The organism is Mesorhizobium sp. M7A.F.Ca.CA.004.06.1.1 (assembly GCF_003999135.1).
Lineage (GTDB): Bacteria > Pseudomonadota > Alphaproteobacteria > Rhizobiales > Rhizobiaceae > Mesorhizobium.
Map to the genome: position 1 here is coordinate 1 of NZ_RZPQ01000055.1, position 16,086 is coordinate 16,086.

Annotated in this window: 15 protein-coding genes and 1 tRNA gene; 13 read left to right on the forward strand and 3 right to left on the reverse strand. The window is 64.3% G+C overall.

Annotated elements, in window-relative coordinates; genetic code table 11:
• Nucleotides 1-560: ATP-binding protein (locus tag EN906_RS06025; protein ID WP_164777110.1), on the forward strand; the 560-nt coding region annotated here is incomplete at its 5' end.
• A 219-nt stretch (nucleotides 561-779) separates the two neighbouring features.
• Nucleotides 780-856: transfer RNA gene (locus tag EN906_RS06030), tRNA-Arg, on the forward strand.
• Nucleotides 857-1,300: 444 nt separating this feature from the next.
• On the opposite strand, the gene EN906_RS06035 is transcribed toward EN906_RS06030, so the two are convergent.
• Nucleotides 1,301-2,041, reverse strand: coding sequence for a hypothetical protein (locus EN906_RS06035; RefSeq protein ID WP_206517401.1), 741 nt, complete (start codon nucleotides 2,039-2,041; stop codon nucleotides 1,301-1,303).
• Between the two features lie 172 nt (nucleotides 2,042-2,213).
• Entirely contained in the window at nucleotides 2,214-2,450 is a 237-nt protein-coding gene (locus EN906_RS06040; RefSeq protein ID WP_127268797.1) for a hypothetical protein, read from the reverse strand.
• A gap of 262 nt (nucleotides 2,451-2,712) precedes the next feature.
• On the opposite strand from EN906_RS06040, the gene EN906_RS06045 reads away from it, so the two are divergent.
• The 4 genes from EN906_RS06045 to EN906_RS06060 all read left to right on the forward strand — a co-directional run bounded on the left by EN906_RS06045 (nucleotide 2,713) and on the right by EN906_RS06060 (nucleotide 7,451).
• The gene (locus EN906_RS06045) at nucleotides 2,713-4,128 is read left to right on the forward strand and encodes a LuxR C-terminal-related transcriptional regulator (protein ID WP_164748690.1); all 1,416 of its coding nucleotides are present in this window, start codon (nucleotides 2,713-2,715) and stop codon (nucleotides 4,126-4,128) included.
• A gap of 290 nt (nucleotides 4,129-4,418) precedes the next feature.
• Nucleotides 4,419-5,183, forward strand: coding sequence for an SDR family NAD(P)-dependent oxidoreductase (locus EN906_RS06050; RefSeq protein WP_236383082.1), 765 nt, complete (start codon nucleotides 4,419-4,421; stop codon nucleotides 5,181-5,183).
• Nucleotides 5,184-5,379: 196 nt separating this feature from the next.
• Nucleotides 5,380-6,888: a multicopper oxidase family protein gene (locus EN906_RS06055; RefSeq protein ID WP_127268799.1), complete on the forward strand. Its 1,509-nt coding sequence runs from the start codon at nucleotides 5,380-5,382 to the stop codon at nucleotides 6,886-6,888.
• A complete protein-coding gene (locus EN906_RS06060) occupies nucleotides 6,885-7,451 on the forward strand; it encodes a cytochrome c (RefSeq protein WP_127271413.1) in 567 nt (188 codons plus the stop codon). The genes EN906_RS06055 and EN906_RS06060 overlap by 4 nt, the downstream gene beginning before the upstream one ends.
• A 71-nt stretch (nucleotides 7,452-7,522) precedes the next feature.
• Here the strand turns inward: EN906_RS06060 and EN906_RS06065 are convergent, their stop codons facing one another.
• Complete coding sequence (locus EN906_RS06065) at nucleotides 7,523-8,224, reverse strand: GntR family transcriptional regulator (RefSeq protein WP_127268040.1); 702 nt, start codon at nucleotides 8,222-8,224, stop codon at nucleotides 7,523-7,525.
• Nucleotides 8,225-8,462: 238 nt separating this feature from the next.
• Between EN906_RS06065 and EN906_RS06070 the strand changes: the two genes are divergently transcribed.
• The 7 genes from EN906_RS06070 to EN906_RS06100 form a co-directional block, all read left to right on the forward strand.
• A complete protein-coding gene (locus tag EN906_RS06070; RefSeq protein WP_127268039.1) occupies nucleotides 8,463-9,503 on the forward strand; it encodes an ABC transporter substrate-binding protein in 1,041 nt (346 codons plus the stop codon).
• 79 nt (nucleotides 9,504-9,582) lie between these two features.
• The gene (locus tag EN906_RS06075; protein ID WP_127268038.1) at nucleotides 9,583-10,665 is read left to right on the forward strand and encodes an ABC transporter ATP-binding protein; all 1,083 of its coding nucleotides are present in this window, start codon (nucleotides 9,583-9,585) and stop codon (nucleotides 10,663-10,665) included.
• The gene (locus EN906_RS06080; RefSeq protein WP_127268037.1) at nucleotides 10,665-11,591 is read left to right on the forward strand and encodes an ABC transporter permease; all 927 of its coding nucleotides are present in this window, start codon (nucleotides 10,665-10,667) and stop codon (nucleotides 11,589-11,591) included. Before EN906_RS06075 ends, EN906_RS06080 begins: the two co-directional genes overlap by 1 nt.
• On the forward strand, nucleotides 11,588-12,388 hold the full coding sequence (locus EN906_RS06085; protein ID WP_127268036.1) for an ABC transporter permease: 801 nt from the start codon (nucleotides 11,588-11,590) through the stop codon (nucleotides 12,386-12,388). The genes EN906_RS06080 and EN906_RS06085 overlap by 4 nt, the downstream gene beginning before the upstream one ends.
• A 47-nt stretch (nucleotides 12,389-12,435) precedes the next feature.
• Nucleotides 12,436-14,022, forward strand: a complete 1,587-nt coding sequence (gene ggt / locus EN906_RS06090; RefSeq protein WP_127268035.1) for a gamma-glutamyltransferase — start codon at nucleotides 12,436-12,438, stop codon at nucleotides 14,020-14,022.
• A 90-nt stretch (nucleotides 14,023-14,112) separates the two neighbouring features.
• Complete coding sequence (locus tag EN906_RS06095) at nucleotides 14,113-15,639, forward strand: acyl--CoA ligase (RefSeq protein WP_127268034.1); 1,527 nt, start codon at nucleotides 14,113-14,115, stop codon at nucleotides 15,637-15,639.
• 2 nt (nucleotides 15,640-15,641) lie between these two features.
• The coding region (locus EN906_RS06100; RefSeq protein ID WP_164777111.1) for a 2-dehydropantoate 2-reductase N-terminal domain-containing protein at nucleotides 15,642-16,086 on the forward strand (445 nt) is incomplete at its 3' end.

Sequence of the window (16,086 nt, forward strand, 5' to 3'; positions counted from 1 at the left end):
ACCGTGCCGTGTCCTATTCCGAAGGCGTGCTTCACTACGGCCGCACGCAGGAGCCGCCGCCCGCGCGCCGCCGGCTCCGGCTGCGGCAGCTGGTCGAGGACGTGCAAGGCCTGCGCGACATCGAGCAAGGCATCGAGTTCGTCAATTCGGTCGAGCCGGCCTTCGAGGTCGATGCCGATTCCGACCAGCTGTTCAGGGTGCTCACCAATCTGTGCCGGAATTCCGTGCAGGCGATGGCGGCCGACAGCGAAAACGCCCTGGTGCGCCGCCTGGCGGTTTCGGCCGTGCGCCTGGGCAGCGTCAGCCGCATTGCCGTCAGCGACACCGGACCCGGCCTGCCGCCCAAGGCGCGGGAAAACCTGTTCGCGGCCTTTCGCGGCTCGGCGCGCAGCGGCGGCACCGGCCTTGGCCTGGCGATCGCGCACGAACTGATCCGCGCGCATGGCGGCACGGTGGAACTGGTCGAGAGCATTGGCGGGCGCACCACATTCGCCGTCACCATCCCCGACCAGCCGGTCCGGCTCGACCAGGCCCGCAACAGCCTGCGCCGCCCCGCCTGACGGTTTTGAGCGCTGGGTCTCCAATGAGCAGGAACCGGCTCGACTTCGGACCGTTGCCAGGCGCCGGAATCCCAGCCTTCATCGCCGGCCAAGGCACTTGTGACAAAACTTTTGCCGGATCGGCTTGCTTTTCCGAAATTCAGTCGCTAGGGAACACGTCTCGTCGCGACCGGTCGTTTACGATCGGATTGCGGGGTCATGGAAAGCATGGCCTGTTGCGCGCCCGTAGCTCAGCTGGATAGAGCACCAGACTACGAATCTGGGGGTCAGGAGTTCGAATCTCTTCGGGCGCGCCATTCCATCCAGCTGAAATTGCTTGCCTTTCAGGCCTCGCCAATCAACCGCATCGGCATGAATTCCTGACGAATGGTGGCCCGCCTGTTGGTCAACAGACGATTCGATCAGATTCGCACGGATCGGGCTGGCGGTCATCGCGGTCGCTGGGTACACGCATGAGGCACCGGTGTTGGTGTTGTCGGCTCCCAACGCAAAACCTAGGGAATGACTGTCCGAAAAAAGGCCGTTTTCAACTGCCGCCGATTCCTCGCGTTCTCATACATGCTGATCGGCGGGATGAGGCGCGCTCTCGCTCCGGCCCTCGCCCGCACCTCGAATTTGGTGCGCTTCAACTCCGGAAGAGTCTTCTGATGCTGCAGATGATCCAGCACGGTCTTCTGCGCGACGTTGCCAAACCCCCAAAGGCGCCTGCAAGCAGGGGCCTCTGTCTTCGACATGGGCCGTCACGTTCGATCTCGGTTGCCGGCGGACGATGCCGGCGCGCTCCCGGCTCGCACCTCCTGGAGCAGCAGCAACAGGTCTGCCTTGGCCCAAAGCAGATAGCAGACAAGCAATGTCAGCGGCGCTGCGACGAGCGTCCAGGAAGCGCCCGACCATACCAGTTGCAGGGCACCGCCGCTCCCCACCGCGGCCGAGACCAGCGGCGGCAGACGGCTGGCCAGAACGGCACTCCGGAACGGATTGGGCCAGCTGGCTGGCCAGCCGGGCAACGGCTTGCCGTCCTCGAAGGCGCTGCCGAACTTGCCGAGCGCATGCAGCAAGCCCGAGGTCGCCGCAAGCACAGGTTCGCCGAACAGGAACAGGGCGATGCCGAGTCCGATCGCCCCGACCCCCGACGTCATGTCGCCAAGGCGGTTTAGGGACACGTCTGGGGACGGCTTCCTGGCCCATGCGCGGCAGTAGATCTCGCCGCTCCAGAAGAAGACCAGCGTGGCCAGGGTGAGCGACAGGGCAGCGATGCTGCCAACGAAATAATCGAGGAGCGCGGCATGGCCACTCACGGCGGAACCCGGCGGCACGGCAACGATCTGGACCATGACGCCCGTCGCCAGCCCGAGCCCATTGCCGAGATTGTAATATCCTCCGGGACCTACCATGCGTGAACGGATTGCCGCGGCGAAACGCGACAGGCCTGAAGTGTCGCCCGGCTCTCCGGCGGCATCGGGAAGGTCATGCATGATCATTGATAACGAACCCCGCGATCAGGCAGCGCACGCAGAAGACGTGCTGGATCATCTCGATCCGAGCAGCAGACAGTTGGCCCGCACCTTCGACATTTCGATGTTTCGACAAAAGCTGGTGTATGTGGCGCGCGGTGAGACCAGCTTAGATCAGACCGCGGTCGATCGGGCTTCCTTAGGTGTTCGGCTCGGTCGTCATCGTGCTCTCGTCGTTTTCCGCCCTGTTCAGATTGGCGCAGTGCGGGTGAGCGTTGGCGGGGACAATCTCATAACCGGCTGCGATCAACTGGAGACTCATCTCCTCGAAGTGACGCTTCGAGCCGCTGACGATCGATTCAGGCGTGTAGTTCCAGCCGTTGCGGGCAGCATTGGCCAAGATGCTGGCATAGGCATGCACGCTGGCGATTTTCACGTTTGATTCCAGCAACTGTCGGCACCCGCTTGCGAAAGAAGGTGACGGTTGGGCGGAATAGCCCAAGGCCGTGCATGCCAGCACTATGGATACAGGACGCATGGAACCCCCCTTAGCCGATTGTTTGTTGCCGTCGGGGAAGCTTGCGCCGTGCGAGCCTGCGGCGGAATCGGGCAGATGCGGTATTCGGCCTAGTGCATTTGTAGCATTCTTCTGTAGCATTCTTCGGCTACGGAGGGGTTTCCAAGGACGGGGGTCCACAATGGTGCTCGGCGCTTCGAAAGCTCAAACGCTTGTCGCATTGTCGGGTCGTGAGCGCGAGGTCGCGGAAAAATTTGCCGCCGGCCTGACCTATCGGGAGATCGGCAAGGCGCTTTTCATTGCTCCGGCCACTGTTCGCACTCACCTTGCGACCATCTACGGAAAACTTGGGGTGCGGACCAAGATCGGGCTCGCGGCGTACTTTGCCGGCGCTTCCGGCGCCAGGCCAGGCGGGCTGTCACCCCATCAAAGCGAAAAACCGCGGCTGGCGGTGATGCCGGTCAAGGGTCAGTTCGGCAAAACAAGGACCGATGCGGATGCATTGACGCGCGCGTTGACCGCAGAGCTCGGACGCTTCTCCCAGATCGGAATCGTCGCAGCGGCCACAATGTTCGCGCTCGCGAAGCGGCATCTCACTGTCAAGGAAATCGGCAGGACCACGGGAGCCAACTATGTCCTGGAGGTCGCGGTCCATAGCCAAGACAAAGCCATGCACGCCTTCGCGCATCTCGTGGACGCCGAGGAGGAAGTCGAGGTCTGGAGCGCAAGATATGATCTCGCCCAGACGTCATCGCATGACGAATTGACAGGCGTGATCAGCGGAAACCTCTTCCAGGTGTTGATGAAGCACGCGGCAGGCCCGCCCGCCCTCGAGGAAGCAATTCAGCACCACAAGCTCTATCTGAAGGCGTTTTACCACGTCGAACGGCCGACGGCGAAAGGCATGGTCGTAGCGCGGCGTCTCTGTGAAAGGCTCCTCGCCGCCGAGCCAGAGCATGCATTGATAAGGGAGACTCTTGCCTGGGTCGATTTCCACTCCTGCTTCAACGGATGGTCCATTGAACCCATCGAGGCCTTTCGCCGGGCTGGTGATGAGGCTCGGGCCGGACTTTGTGGCCATGACCGGGAAGCATCTCTGCACAGTGCTCTCGGATTGGCCGAGACTTATCTCGGAAACTTGCAGACGGGCCTTGGCTGCCTGTGGCGGGCCATCGCACTCAATCCGAACGATGCAGAGTGCCGTACCTGGCTGGGAATTGGGCTAACTTACGCCGGAGATCTCGAAGGTGCACAGGCAGCTTTCGCGCGGGCCAACCTTCTCAGTCCGAATTATCATCCGATCTTTCTGTTCAGGGGCGATGCCGAATACGCCGGGGAGAACTATAACGCCGCGACTGCCTCGTTTGATCGATTTCTGATGGTCCTGCCTGAATACCACTGGGCACGGCTCCTGCGGGCTGCATCATACATGGGGATGGGCGATCTCGAGTCTGCGCGGAAGGACGTGTCGTTCGTCTCGCGCGAGTCGCCCAGGTTGACCGGCGAGTATGTCGATCGATTGCAGCAAGCGCGCGGTCCGGAGTTTAGAAATAACCTGTGGTCACGCCTCAGCGCAGCAGGACTGCCATGGAAGTGACCTATCGAGGATGACATTGGGCGCATAAGGTCCGGTTGCGTGTCAACTTGCGTCATGGCGGGCTCCAACCCGAACGGCGGGAACGAGTGACGGCCTGCGACTGCACGGCGGTGGCAGGATGGCTGGTCAACACCGGCCACGCAATGGACTAAGCATTCGGGCGGCGCCTACGCGGGTCACCAGGACGAAGCTCGGCAAAGCGGCGCAGAATGCTGCAGAGCAAATCTTCGCAGCGCCGTCGTCCAATCTGCGTGGTAAGACCGCGACAGGCGGAACCAGCGGAGCCCGATTTGACCATTCCCCATACCCGCATCAAACGCGCTTTGATCACCGGGGCCGGCGCGGCCGACGGCATCGGCTTTGCCATTGCCCGGCAGCTCGGCTATGCTGGCCATGCCGTTTTTCTCACCGGTGCCAGTGCGCGTGTGCTTGATCGCGCCGTTGGGCTCCGTGCAGAAGGCATCGATGCCAAGGCCGTGGTCGCCGATCTCACCATCGCTGCCGATGTCGCGCGGCTGCGGGCCGATGTCGGGGCGGTCGATATACTGGTCAACAATGCCGGCATGGGCTCGCTGGCATCGCCATCGGTCGACAAGACGTTTCTCGCCATGACCGAGGCCGACTGGGACCAGGGGATCGACGTCAGCCTGAAGACGGCATTCCTCGTCACGAAGGCCTTTCTGCCGGCGATGGTCGAAGCGGGCTACGGGCGCATCGTCAATGTGGCGTCGGTCACCGGCCCGCTGGTGTCTTTCGAAGGCACGGCAGCCTATTCGGCCGCCAAGGCCGGCATGGCCGGCCTGACGCGCACACTGGCGCTCGAAGTGGCGAAAAACGGCATCACGGTCAACGCCGTCGCTCCCGGCTGGATCGAAACGGGCTCGTCGAGCGAAATGGAGCGGCAAGCCGCCCTGCATACGCCGCCGGCGCGGGCCGGGCGGCCGGATGAAGTGGCCGCCGCGGTGGCATTCCTGGCCTCGGAAGGCGCCAGCTATGTCAATGGCGCGCTGCTGGTGGTCGACGGCGGCAACAGCCTTCAGGAGCGCAAGGGCTGAGAACTCTGCGGCTTCGCCGGAACGACCGGTGTTCATGATCGGACAGCGGGTCCGGGCTCTCACTACATCGTGCGCCAGCGCAGCTTCTATCGTCACCGTCGACTGCTCGATCTCACTTGACCTTCCAGCTGCTGGAACCCTTAGGGTCACGCGAGGTCTTCCGGCGGGCCTTTCATCGAGAGCAAGGAGCGGAGAAATGCATCGACGCGGATTTCTGACGGCAAGCCTGGCGACGGTTCTGGCGAGCCCGCGTGCGCTGGCGCAGACGAAGATGGACGATATGTCGATGCCCGGCATGGGCGGCCATGCCGGGCACGACATGGCCGCGATGGTGCAAGACGCGGTCACCCTGCCCGAAGGCCAGGCGTTGCGCGCCCTGCAGGTGCTTGCCAACGAAGCCGACCGGCCGGGCCTGCTCAGGGCGAGGCTGACGGCGGCACCGGCCATTGCGAGGTTCGCCGAGGGGCGCGACACACCGATCCTCGCCTATAATGGCATCAGCCCGGGGCCGCTGATCGAGGCCTTCGAAGGCGACCGCGTCGAGATCACATTTGCCAACCGCATCGATAACGAGGTGAGCACCATCCACTGGCACGGCATGCCGGTGCCCGCCGACCAGGACGGCAGTCCGATGGATCCGGTTGCGGCGGGCACCGAGCGCGTTTATGCCTTCGAGCTGCCGGAAGGCTCCGCAGGCTCCTATTGGTACCACCCGCACCCGCACGGCAAGACGGCAGAGCAGGTCTATCGGGGTCTTGCCGGCGCCTTCGTCGTCAAGGCCAAGGCCGATCCCATCCCGGCCGAATATGGCGACACGGTGCTGGTGTTCACCGACCTCAGACTTGCCGCCGATGGCTCGATACCGAGCAACAGCATGAGCGATCTGATGAACGGCCGCGTTGGCGACCACGTGCTGGTCAACGGCCAGAAGAATCCCAGGCTCTCGGTGGCAAAGGGCGCCAAGCGACGCCTGCGCCTCTACAACGCCACCAACGCACGGTTCCTGAAGCTTGCCTTCGACGGCGCGACGATAACAGTCATCGGGACGGATGGCGGGCTGCTCGCGGCGCCGGTGGCGGCGGACGAGATCCTGCTCAGCCCGGGCGAACGCCTCGAGTTGGTCGCATCCTTCGACAGGCCCGGCCCCATCACCCTCGATACGCTCGGCTACGACCGTGGCTGGATGGGTCCCGGCCGCCCGGCCGATGCGGGGCTGACGCTGCTGACGGTCGATGTCTCGGAGAACGAAGCCGAGGCGGTGCCGCAGCTGCCGGCGCGGCTGCGGCCGATCGCACCGTTCGCCGACCCTGTCCTCAGCCGGCGGCTCGTTTTAACGGAGACCATGGCGATGAAACCCACCGGCATGGAGATGGGTTTCCTGATCAACGGCAAGGCCTTCGATATGGGACGCGTCGACTTCGTCGCCAGGGCCGGCGAGATCGAGCTCTGGGAGATAGTCAACGAGGCCGACATGGACCATCCCTTTCACGTCCACGGTACTCAATTCCAGGTCGTCGAGCATGAGCGCGACGGCGCGGTGTCCAAGCCGCCCTATCTCGCATGGAAGGACACGGTGAACGTCGCCCGCGGCGAGACGGTGCGGCTCCTGCTGCGCCAGGATAGGCCGGGGCAGCGCATGTATCACTGCCACATCCTCGAGCACGAGCAGCTCGGCATGATGGGCGTGCTCGATGTCATGGCATGAAGTTCGGCATCGCGTTCGGAGCGGTGGTGCTGGCGCTGGCCGGTTCGCTGAGCCTCTCCTCGCCGCAGGCGGTCGCCTCCAGTGATGAGATCGTGGCCGCACGCCAGGCCTCGATGAAGGCTATGGCGGCGGCAGCGAAAACCATCGCCGAGATGTTCGGCGGCAAGCGCGCCTACGACGCCGCCAGCTTCAAGGCGGCGGCGGAGGCGCTCAGCGCCCGTACCGGACCCGCCCTGATGGCTGAATTCCCGGCGGGAACGCTGGGCGCGCCGTCGGGCGCCAAAGCGGAAATCGATCAGGCGCGGCCGGAGTTCGAGGCGCTCGCCAGTCACATTGGCGAACTCGCCGATGCATTGGCAGCCAAGGCCGAAACCGCGCCTGCCCGGATCACCGGGGACATGCGCATGGGCGCGATGACGTCAATGGACGGGGGCAGTCTGCTCGGCAAGCGGCTGAAGACAACGGAGGCGGATCCGGCCGGATTGCCGGCGGAGCATCTTCTGCACCTTATCCTCCAGGATTGCTCAAGCTGCCATTCCAAGTTTCGGCAAAAGGTGAAGTGAGAACCGGCGATCACACCGCCATTTGTTGCCCTCTTGTGCAGCGATGCGGAATGCCAGGAAGGCCACCTGTATCAAGACGCCTTCGCCAGAAAATTCCGATAATCCGACTTGGCCTGCAGCAGGCGCAGCACATTGTCTCGCGAGCCGCGCACATGGGCGCGTGCCAGCGTGCCGGCTCGGGCAGCGTCGCCGGCGCAGATGGCATCGACGATCTCGGCGTGCTCGTCGCGGGCGATCTTCCATTCGTCCAGCCACAGGAGTTCGGTCCAGACGTAGTGCTGGCACTTGTCGAGGATGCCGCACAGCATGTTGTGCAGCATGACGTTGCCGCTGATTTCGGCGATGACGCGGTGCAGGTCGATGCCGACTTCCAGTTCCTGGAATTTTTCCCGGTTCGTGCGTTCCGGAATGGCTGCCAGCCGTTCGCATTCGGCCAACATGGCGCGCAGCCGCGCCTTGTCCTGTTCCGTCGCGGCCGTTGCCGCAAGTTCCGTCGCATGGCCGTCGAGCAGTTCGCGGATCTCGAAGGCCTCGCGGAACATGTTGATGTCGAACTCGGTGACGACATAGCCCTGGCGCGGCCGGCCGGTGACCAGCCCGTCACGCTCGAGGCGATTGAAAGCCTCGCGCACCGGGGTTCGGCTGACCGTCAGCTTCGCCGCGATGTCGTTTTCGGTGACGCGGGAGCCCGGCGGGATCTGGCCGGTCACGATCATCGCCTTCAGCGCGGAGTAGACCGAGTCGCGCAGCGTATTTTTGGTTTCCTTGGCCAAGCTTCCCTTCCCACTTCTCCGGCCTTTCAGCCGGAACACGCATAGCTGTAGCCGCAGTCGGCGCAATTTGCCACGCCTCCGGTGAAGCCGTCCCTCACCAACCTGGTCCGGCACGAAGCGTACATTTCGAGCGCGCCGGCGGTGTTGACAACATCGATCGCTAGGCTACACTCAAAATTGTATACAAAATAGCATGCCAAATCAAAAACAATGGGAACACCGGTTGGAGAGCCGAAAAATGAACAGAACCAGAAACGTTAGCATCGTTGCGATGGCGGGCCTCATGGCTTCGTTCGCAGCCCCCGCCATGGCGGGCGACACCATCACCGTCGCCTCATGGGGCGGCACCTACCAGGAGGCGCAGACCAAGGCGTTTTTCAAGCCGACCGCCGACGCGCTCGGCATCACCATCAAGGAAGACACCACCAACGGCCTCGACGACGTCCGGCTGCAGGTGACCGGCAATGCGGTGAAGTGGGACATCACCGAACTTGGCGCCGACGAATGTGCGCGCGGCTCGAAGGAAGGGCTGTTCGAAAAGCTCGACTACGGCATCATCGACAAGAGCGGCATCAACCCGAAGCTTGTCCACGACGACTGGGTCGGCATTTCCTACACCTCGGTCGTGCTGATCTACCGGACCGACGTATTCGGCGACAAAGGCCCGAAGACCTGGGCCGATTTCTGGAACGTGGAAAAGTTTCCGGGACGGCGCGCGCTGAGCGGCAGCCAGGCGACGGAAACGCTGAGCGTTGCCGCACTGGCCGAGGGCATTCCGATCGACAAGGTCTATCCGGTCGATATCGACGGCGCGTTGAAGTCCGTCGACAAGATCCGCGGCAATGTCGACGCCTGGTGGACCTCCGGCGCCCAGGCCATGCAGCTGGTTAAGGACGGCGAAGTCGACATGGCGAGCATCTGGAACGGCCGCGCCGGCACCTTGAAAAAGGAAGGCGCGCCGATCAGCTTTTCCTTCGATCAGGGCGTGCTGACCGCCGACTGCATGGTCATCCCGAAGGGCGCCAAGAACAAGGAGGCGGCCATGAAGGCGCTGGCGATGTTCGTCAGCCCGCAATTGCAGGCCAATCTGCCGCTCTATGTCGACAATGGCCCGGTCAACGAGAAGGCTTTCGAGACTGGCAAGATCCCGCAGGACAGGATCAAGGACATCAATTCGGCGCCCGAAAACGTCAAGAAGCAGGTGTTGCAGGATGCAGAATTCTGGCGCGACAACCTGGTCGAGGCGACGGAAAAGTTCAACAATCTGATCCAGCAATAGGCTGCGGCCGCAATCCAAACCACGGCAGGGCGACGCCTCGCCCTGCTTTCGCCGCCTCAGCCCCTGGGAGAGAAAAATCTTGTCCATTGCGCCATCCGCGTTGCCGATCGGCATGCGCGGGATCGAGAAACGATTTGGCAGCGTGCCTGTGCTGCGCGACCTCAACCTCGATGTCGAGGCTGGTGAATTCCTGACGCTGCTGGGGCCTTCCGGTTCCGGCAAGACGACGCTGCTGATGATCCTGGCCGGTTTCGTGCGGGCCAATGCCGGCTCGATCAGGGTCGGCGGCGACGAGATCATCACCACGCCGCCGCACAAGCGCAACATCGGCATGGTGTTCCAGAACTACGCGCTGTTTCCGCATATGAACGTCTTTCACAACATCGCCTTTCCGCTGAAGCAACGCGGCGTCGCCGCCGCCGAGACGGCCGAGCGTGTCGAGAAGGCACTCGATCTGGTGAAATTGCAGGGACTGGGCGAGCGCCGGGTCGACCAGCTCTCCGGCGGCCAACGCCAGCGCGTGGCGCTGGCGCGCGCCATCGTCTTCGAGCCGCGCATCGTGCTTATGGACGAACCCTTGTCGGCGCTCGACAAGGGCCTGCGCGAGCACATGCAGATCGAGCTACGCGCCCTGCATCGGCGGCTCGGCATGACCACCGTCTATGTCACGCACGACCAGCGCGAAGCCATCACCATGTCGGACCGCATTGCTGTCATGAACGGCGGACGCATCGAACAGCTCGACAAGCCCGAAAGCCTCTACGCCAGGCCGCAAACGCAATTTGTAGCAGGCTTCATCGGCGAATCGAATTTCATTCCGGTCGAGTGCCGCAACGGCTCCGTCTGGTACGAGGACCGAAGAATCCATACGGCGGCGGCGACGCCGGCGGCAGGCCAGTACCTGATGGTGGTGCGGCCGGAAAAGCTGCGGCTCTTGGCAACCGCCGAACCGACAAGCGGCGTCAACGTGCTCAACGCGACGCTCAGTGACATCATCTATCAGGGCGACAGCTTCGTCTGCTATGCCGTGCTGCGCGACGGCCGGCAGCTGACTTTGCGCGACTATTGCCGCAGCGATGTGCTGGCGAAAATGCCGGCTCCCGGCCAGCCGGTCAGCTTCGGTCTCGATGCGCACGACACGATCCTGGTGGCGGCAGACTGATGAGCGCGCAGACCGCCCTCATGCAGGAGACCGGCAGCCCAGCAGGCCGGGAGCTCAACACGCAGGCACTTCGCGCCGACGCCCGGCGTGAATCACTACGGCTGCTGGCGCTGCTGTCGCCGAGCCTGTTGCTGGTCTTCGCCATCATCATCGTGCCCATCGGCTGGCTGTTCTGGCTGTCGTTGTTCGACGAAGCGGGCGGCTTCAGCGCCGCCAATTATGCGCGATTCTTCGAGCAGGCCTCCTACATCAAGACCTTTGTCACCACCTTCAAGGTCGCCTTCATCGTCACCGGCGCCTGCGTGCTGCTTGGCTATCCCCTGGCCTACATGCTGTCGCAACTGCCGCGCCGGGCGGCGTCGATCTGCCTGATCTTCGTCATCCTGCCGTTCTGGACATCGGTCCTGGTGCGCACCTATGCCTGGCTGGTGATCCTGCAGCGCAAGGGCCTGATCAACAGCTGGCTGATCGACCTCGGTGTCATCAGCCAGCCGCTATCGCTCGCCAACAATTTTTCGGGCGTCGTCATCGGCATGACGCATATCCTGCTGCCGTTCCTGGTGCTGCCGCTTTACGCCTCGATGAAGACAATCGACACCGACTGCCTGCGCGCCGGCATGAACCTCGGCGCCGGCCCGGCCGCCACCTTCCGGCAGATCTTCTTTCCGCTGTCGCTGCCCGGCCTCGCCTCGGGCGTGGTCATCGTCTTCGTGCTCTGCCTGGGCTTCTTCGTCACGCCTGCGCTGATGGGCGGCGGCAAGGTCATCATGTGGGCGATGCGCATGGAACAGACCACCAGCCTCTATTCCAACTGGGGCGCGGGTGCAGCACTCGGCGTGGTGCTGCTGGTGGTCACGCTGGCGCTTCTCGGCCTGTTCCAGTGGCTGCTCGGCGCGCGCGCCACAGGTGTGTGGAGTTCGCGATGAGCGAGGATTTTGGCCTGCCTATCTCGCACCGGCAACGGCTGTGGCTCTATTGCCTCGGCGGCCTCGTGCTTCTGTTCCTGATCGCGCCGTCGATCATCATCGTCATCATGTCGTTTTCGGACTCGACGCTGCTGCAATTCCCGCCGCAGCAATGGTCGCTGCGCTGGTACCAGACCTATTTCGGGTCGCTGGAATGGCGCGACGCGACGATCGTCTCGGCCAAGGTGGCTGTCATGACGGTGCTGGTGGCGACACCGCTCGGGACCGCGGCCGCCTATGCCATCAACCGGGGCACGCTGCGCTTCAATGGCACCATCAACGCGCTGCTGACGGCGTCGCTGATCGTCCCGGTGATTCTGATCGGCATCGGCACCTTCTTCCTCTATGCGCGCATCGGGCTCAACAACACGCTGACCGGCCTGGTCATCGCGCACACGGTGCAGGCGCTGCCGCTGGTGGTGCTGACCGTGCTTTCCGGGCTGCGCTCCTACGACATGAACCAGGAGCGGGTGGCGCGCAGCCTCGGCGCCGGCCGCGTCGCCGCCTTCTGGCAGGTGACGATGCCACAGATCCGCTTCTCGATCGTCTCGGGCGCGCTGTTTGCCTTCATCACCTCCTTCGACGAAGTGGTGGTTTCGCTGTTCATATCGGGCGGCGAGACCACGACATTGACGCGCCGCATGTTCAATGCGCTACGCGATCAGATCGACCCGACGATCGCCGCCATCTCGACCTGCCTGATCGTGCTCTCGGTCGTGCTGTTGTCGGTTGCGCAGATTTTCGGCCGGCGGCATTGATTTCACCAGACGAATTCGCAGAAGTGACCATGGGATATCCAGACAGAATGCGTGATTTCCAGTTTCCCGGCCGCTCGCCGGTTCGTGCCACCGAGGCGGTTGCCGCGACCTCGCATCCGCTTGCAACCCTTGCGGCCATCGACATGCTGCGCTCCGGCGGCAATGCCATGGATGCCGCGGTCTGCGCCGCCGCCGTGCAGGGCGTGGTCGAGCCGCAATCGACAGGCATCGGCGGCGACTGCTTCGTGCTCTATTCTCCCGGGGGACAAGGCAATGTGCTGGCCTTCAACGGGTCCGGCCGCGCGCCTGCCAGGGCGACAGTCGACTGGTACCGCGAAAAAGGCTTCGACCGCATCCCGTTGCAGGGGCCGCATGCGGTCACCGTGCCGGGTGCCGTCGATGCCTGGAGCCGCCTGCTCGAAGACCATGGCCGCAAGGGCCTTGCCGAGGCGCTGGCGCCGGCCATCCACTATGCCGAGAACGGCTATGTCGTGCACGACCGCGTCGCCTTCGACTGGGCCGAACCGGAAACCGATCTGTCGGCCGACGAGCACGCCACGCGCATCTTCCTGCCCGGCGGCAAGGCGCCGAGGGCTGGCGACGTCCACCGGCAGCCGGAACTGGCGGAGACCTTGCGCATCATCGCCAAACATGGCCGGTCCGGTTTCTACGAAGGCGCTGTCGCCGACGATATGGTGAGTCGGCTCAATGCATTGGGCGGACTTCATACGGCCGAGGATTTCGCTGCGACCAGAGGCGACTATGTGGCGCCGGTCAGCACCTCCTATGGCGGCCATGACATCCACCAGATGCCGCCGAACAATCAGGGGCTGACGGCGCTTTTGATGCTCAATTTGCTGTCGGGCTTCGAGCTTGGCGGGCTGGATCCCAATGGCGCCGAGCGCCTGCATCTGGAGATCGAGGCCGGGCGCCTGGCCTATCGCGACCGCGACCGTTATGTCGGTGATCAGGACCATGTCCCGGTGCCGGTCAGAGAGCTGCTGTCCGGCGCCTATGCCGACCGGCTGCGCGCCGAGATCGACCGCGACCGCGCCATGACGCATCTGCCGCGCGTGGACCTGCCCGGCAGCGACACGGTCTACATCTCCATCGTCGACCGCGATCGCAACGCGGTCTCCTTCATCAACTCGACCTATTATTCGTTCGGCAGCGGTGTCGTCGGCCCCAAGTCCGGTGTCGTGCTGCAGAACCGCGGCTCCAGCTTTCGCCTCGATCCAGCGCATCCGAACGCGATCGCACCGGGCAAGCGGCCGATGCACACGATCATGCCGGGCATGGCGACGAAGAACGGCCGCGTGGTGATGCCGTTCGGGGTCATGGGCGGCGGCTATCAGCCGTTCGGCCATGTCCATCTGCTGACCAACATGATCGACTTCGGCATGGACCCGCAGCAGGCGCTGGATGCGCCGAGGGTGTTTTACAATGACGACACCGTGGAGGCCGAGCGTGGCGTTCCCACTGATGCAATCGAAGGCCTGCGCGGGCGCGGCCACCGCATAGCCGAACCGCATCATCCGCTTGGCGGCGGGCAGGTGGTGCTGATCGATTGGGAGAAGGGGACGCTGACCGGCGCTTCCGATCCGCGCAAGGATGGTTTGGCGCTTGGCTACTGAGGCGATCCGTTGTCCAATGGCGTATCCATATCGAGGCAAGCCCGTCAGCGGGGCTTCCACCAATAGTCGTTCGAAATCCAGCCGGTGATCATGACCCAAACCGAAACCCACGCAGACCTCTCCCGCCGTCTCGCCGCCGGCGCCGACGATGCGCCCGCCATCCTGGCACCCGACAGGGCGACGCTCAGCCATGGCGAATTGCGCAGCCTGATCGCCGATACGGCAAAACAGCTGCATGCGCGCGGCATCGGCCGCGGCGACAGGGTGGCGATCGTGCTGCCGAACGGGCCCGAGATGGCCACCGCCTTCGTCGCCGTGGCGGCCGCCGCCTCGACGGCACCGCTCAACCCCGCCTACCGGGCCGACGAGCTCGATTTCTACCTCACCGACATCGGCGCCAAGGCAATCCTTGTCGCGGAGGGCGAGACCGGACCGGCGGTGACGGTGGCCGAACGCCTTGGCATCGGCGTGCTGCGGCTTGTCGTGCAGCCCGCCACACCCGCCGGCAGCTTCATGATCGAGGGCGCAGCGATCGGACCGCAGGCCGCGCCCGACATGGCGCAAGACAGCGACATTGCGCTGCTGCTGCATACCTCCGGAACGACATCGCGTCCAAAACTGGTGCCGCTCAGCCATGCAAACATTGCGGCCTCGGCTGCCCATATCGGCGGCACGCTTGGCCTGACGCCAGATGACCGTTGCCTCAACATCATGCCGCTGTTCCACATCCACGGCCTGATCGCGGCCGTGCTGTCGTCGCTGGCTGCCGGCGGCAGCATCTACTGCACGCCGGGTTTCAACGCGCTGCGCTTCTTCCAGTGGCTGAGCGAGGCGCAGCCGAGCTGGTACACGGCGGTGCCGACCATGCATCAGGCGATCCTGCCCCGCGCGGCACGCAACACCGAGGCGCTGGCGGCGGCGCGTCTGCGCTTCATCCGCTCATCCTCGGCGTCGCTGCCGGCGCAGGTGATGGCCGAGCTGGAGGCGACCTTCGGCTGCCCGGTGATCGAATCCTACGGGATGACCGAGGCCGCGCACCAGATGGCCTCGAACCGGCTGCCGCCGGGCCAGCGCAAGCCGGGCAGCGTCGGTGCCTCCGCCGGTCCGGCCGTGGCTGTCATGGCGCCTGACGGGCGGCTGCTCGCAGCCGGCGAGACAGGCGAGATCGTCATTCGCGGACCCAATGTCACGACGGGTTACGAGAAGAACCCGGATGCCAATGCCACGGCTTTCGCGCATGGCTGGTTCCACACTGGCGACCAGGGCGTGCTCGACGAGGACGGCTATCTCAGGGTCACCGGTCGGCTCAAGGAGATCATCAACCGCGGTGGCGAAAAGATCTCGCCGCTCGAGGTCGACGACGTGCTGATGGACCATCCGGCGGTGGCGCAGGTCGTCACCTTCGCCATGCCGCATGACAAGCTTGGCGAGGAGGTGGCCGCGGCGGTTGTGCTGCGCGAAGGCATCAGTGCCACCGAGGGCGACATTCGCACCTATGCCGCGACACGGCTTGCCGATTTCAAGGTGCCGCGCAAGATCCTGATCCTGGACGAGATCCCCAAGGGTGCGACCGGCAAATTGCAGCGCATCGGCCTCGCCGCCAAACTCGGGCTTTGACGATGAAGATCACCATCTTCGGCGCCGGCGCGATCGGCGGCTATCTCGCGGCCAAGCTCGCCATCACTGGGCGGACCGATCTTTCGATCGTCGCGCGCGGCGCCCATCTGGAAGCCATCAAGGCGGACGGCCTGCGCCTGATCGAGGATGGCCAGGAGATTTCGGTCCCCGTCCGGGCCGCCGCCAAAGCCGACGAGCTTGGCGCCCAGGATTACGTCGTGCTGGCGCTGAAGGCCCATTCTCTCTCCCCAGCCCTTGACCAGATCGCGCCGCTGCTTGGGGACCACACATCAGTCGTCACCATGCAGAACGGCGTGCCCTGGTGGTATTTCCACGGCGTCGGCGGGCCGCTCGAAGGCACCAGGCTGAACGCGGTCGACCCCGGCGGCGCGATCTGGCAGCGGATCGGACCGGACCGCGTTATCGGCTCGGGCGTCTTTCCCGCCG